Origin of the sequence: Furfurilactobacillus siliginis (assembly GCF_001437435.1) — a bacterium.
Taxonomy (GTDB): Bacteria; Bacillota; Bacilli; order Lactobacillales; family Lactobacillaceae; genus Furfurilactobacillus; species Furfurilactobacillus siliginis.
The window spans coordinates 1865-4820 of the sequence record NZ_JQCB01000029.1 but is presented as its reverse complement, the minus strand read 5'-3'; the positions used below and the strand labels follow the sequence as shown (position 1 = coordinate 4820).

Here is a 2956-nt window from a genome sequence, read left to right as displayed (position 1 = left end):
AGGAAGCTGATCTTTTTTGTCCGAACAGCGTTCGGATTAATTTTACAATCTACCATAGATGTAGACTTACTTGTGTAAGAATCAGCTATCGTAGCCGTAATAGTTAGTTTTGTATTGACAGATGTCGACTTGTCTACATAACCAAGAATGGTAAAAGCCTGAGCTAAAATATCGTTGTCATCCGGTGCTGAGCTACCAATATACCAAGCCTCACCACCTTCTGAGCCAATATTACCAGCATCAAGAAATTGACCAGGTAGAACATCTGCTGATTGTGTTACCTCATATTTAGTCACATGAGCTCCGGCAGGAATCTGCAGCTGTGTAACATCTGCACCACTTATACTAGAGAGTGTTTGCCCTGAAGGAAGTGCATTATACAAACGACTCGTACCATCACTGAAATAAACCATCACATTGTAAGTCACGTCTTTATTCCAATTCGTACATATCGCTTGGTTTAGCGGCAAGCTGATACCTGTTGAGATTTCACCGGTCGGAACTTGGAATGTATAAGTTGGTTTAATCGGCACGTTATTTGTGAACTCCGGAACAAAGTTAGCTAAAACGTTGTTTGCTTGATTTCCAATGACCAACGTTCCAGATCCGTTTATCCACGGTGACCAAAATGCATTTAAAGCGACAGAGTTGGTCGCATTATCAACTGTTACATTGAGGGGGGTAAACTTAGTAGTATCATATGAAAAGCCAGAGTTATAATTTGACACATTGGCGGTATAATTTTTTTCTGCACCATTTGTAGGTAGTACAACAGCGGCCGCACTATTGTCACGATTATACGAAGAAGTAAAGCTCTCTACTTTAAAAGTTTGATTACCCGTAACCCCATTTTTAAACGAGCCGGCAAAGTAAATATCGCCATTACCAAAGGAAGAAGTCCGCGGATCATTATCGATCTCTAATTTATTTCCTGGCAACACTTTAAAAATATTAGCTCCTGGACCGCGTCTAAATGAATCTTTTAATACATACTGTGTCGCATCAGGATCAAACTGAAATCCATCTGGCAAATCAATAATAATCTTGGTGTTCCCTAAATTATTAAAACTATCACCATTGTTTTGATACCATAGTTCATAAACATAATTTTGATTAGAATGCAACTTACTTGGTTGCTTAATACTCGTAATAGACCCACTTACTTGTTGCTTGTTCGTATATGTAACCTTGGCATACTTTGTGTCTAAGTTTGAGCCACCATACACGACTGGAAGAATCGTTCCATCCGGAACTGCTCCCCCATACTGACCTGCAGTATTTCCTTGTGCATACGTTCCAGGCCAAGCAAACCCACCATCAGGTGAAACTTTAAGATCATTGATCCAATTATAAGGCGGTTGCCCCCATCCAAAACCAAAAGTTTCTTGTTTTGTAATATTGTCTTGATCAAGAGTCCAAGTAATCGTGTCTGATCCATCTTTATTCTCAGTAACAGTCACGAGCGAAGCATCAGTATATTGCATTGGCATTCTATGTGAAAAACCAATCGGTACTGTAACGAAGAATTTGTCTCCTTTATTTCCGGAAATATTGATCTTTATAGTTGTTAACGTTCCTTGGTTATTATTCACATTAATCTGATTGATAGTAAGATTACCATCAGCATCCACACTGGAGATTCCAGAAATAGGCGTGAAAGAAATAGACATGCTGCTCGTGTTGGCTGGATCAACTACATATCTAAATTGGTTCATTAACCCAGCAGTAGCTAGCGAAGCCAATACTTTCTGATAAGCTGCTGAAGTAGATGTTGTGACCACTAAATCCCCGTAAGAATCTAACTCAGTTTTCACACCATCAGGTAGACTCACCTTTTCATACGCAGCTTGCGCTTTAGAAACAATGCTGGCTTGAACCCCATTAGCATCATCACGAACCATTGCTCCGGCTTGACTAACGGCATCATTCATTGATGTCACAATACTGATTGCACTCGCTAACAGATCATTAGCTTGTTGGGAATTAACAGACACAACTGACGCTGCTGAAGCCAGTACATTACTGACTTCAGTGGCTTGTTGTTTCTGATGTAGTGCTAAAGCTGCCACACCCGCATCATGAACAATGGTGTCGGTTGTATTTTGGTCAGCCAAAGAATCTGCTTGCACTGCATAGCTGTTTAAGTCAGCAACCGCCTGTGAGGCAGCGCTGGCAACGGAGTTAGCTGCTGGCTTTGTGTAAACTGCAGCTGCTGATTGAGCTGGCTTTGCTGCATCAGAAGATGTGACTTCACTAGTCGATTTTGCGTCTGCGCTAACTGCTTTTGCATCACTTGTTGCTGATTGTGGTGTTACTTGACTGGCTGGTTTTGCTGATTCGCTAACCGGCGCAGCGGTTGAGGCAGGTTTCGCTTCAGCAGAAGTAGGCTTCACTTCAGTCAATGGCTTAACTGCCGTTGCAACTGGATCATCAGATGGTACTGCAGTCGTCGTTGCATCAGCTTTGGCGACTAAATCGCCTTCCTTATTTGCTAACAGTCCGCCAGAGAAGACAGTAATTCCTGCGACGACCCATAACTTCCCTTGTTTATATAATTTAAAATGTTCTTTTTCCTCTAACTCGTCGCGATATAAACGACTGTTATACGAAAATCGTTTCATTTGTTAATTCCCCCTTGTGCATTACTTGGCGAGACATCCTTACGAAACGGGAAGTCACCCATGTTAACAACGTTGTCAACTGATCCCGTCATCACAACTTGATGCAGTCGCACATCGCCATGTTCTTTAGCCAACGTGACAGCGCGATAAACATCACGCTGATAACGTCTTAGCTGATGTGCTCGTGGAACATCAGTTGAAAAAATATCCATTGAACATCACTTCCCATAAATTAGTTAGTTTTACTTTTGAAAACCACCGCGTCTGGTGTAGAACGGATCAAATTCCGCTTCCACCTCACGCCCAATAAATTCAGTCGTGGTTCCAATTAGAAA

General features: G+C 41.7%; 2 protein-coding genes. Both read right to left on the bottom strand.

Annotation, left to right across the window (positions count from 1 at the left end):
- Positions 1-2621, bottom strand: a 2621-nt coding sequence (locus IV55_RS09990; RefSeq protein ID WP_169790620.1) for a KxYKxGKxW signal peptide domain-containing protein, incomplete at its 3' end; no start/stop codon positions are given.
- Positions 2618-2833 (bottom strand): hypothetical protein, encoded by a 216-nt coding sequence (locus tag IV55_RS09985; protein ID WP_057811761.1) that lies wholly within the window; start codon positions 2831-2833, stop codon positions 2618-2620. The genes IV55_RS09985 and IV55_RS09990, both read right to left, overlap by 4 nt.
- Positions 2834-2956: the final 123 nt, after the last annotated feature.

Coding starts and splice junctions, on each gene's coding strand:
- IV55_RS09985 (WP_057811761.1), bottom strand. CDS start 2,833: ATGGATATTTTTTCAACTGATGTTCCACGAGCACATCAGCTAAGACGT.